Origin of the sequence: Pseudomonas sp. SIMBA_068, from assembly GCF_046534705.1 — a bacterium.
In the GTDB taxonomy this organism is placed as follows: domain Bacteria; phylum Pseudomonadota; class Gammaproteobacteria; order Pseudomonadales; family Pseudomonadaceae; genus Aquipseudomonas; species Aquipseudomonas putida.
Window position 1 is genome coordinate 1 of the sequence record NZ_JAWRYI010000152.1, and the last position, 355, is coordinate 355.

At 35.5% G+C, this 355-nt stretch carries 1 protein-coding gene; it reads right to left on the reverse strand.

All coding sequences use genetic code 11. The features are described from left to right. The coding region (locus SB756_RS28605) for a DUF885 family protein (RefSeq protein WP_410912881.1) at positions 1–355 on the reverse strand (355 nt) is incomplete at both ends.

Consider the following 355-nt stretch of genomic DNA (forward strand, 5'->3'; position numbering starts at 1 on the left):
GTTTAAAGTCTGCTAAAAGTGTTGAATCGTCACCTTTTTCAAATGGTGCACCTTGAATAATGTTTTTGCTTGAATCAATAACATGTGGAAACACAAACTTAGGTGCAATAATGCCTTTGTTTGCTCGTGTTTCTAAGTCAGTTACTAATTGGTCAAATACCGTAGGCACCCCATTTAAACGCGAAATGTAATCTTTTGCTTCTTTAACATTACTAATTGAATGTTGGTTTATTAAAAATGCAGGCACCATAGAGTGTGTACCAAACATTTGGTTTACCGGGTAGTTGTGGTAACGCCATTTAAAGTCAGCAATTGAGCTTTCTAGGTCTTGTTTTTTTAAGTCGTAGCTTACTTT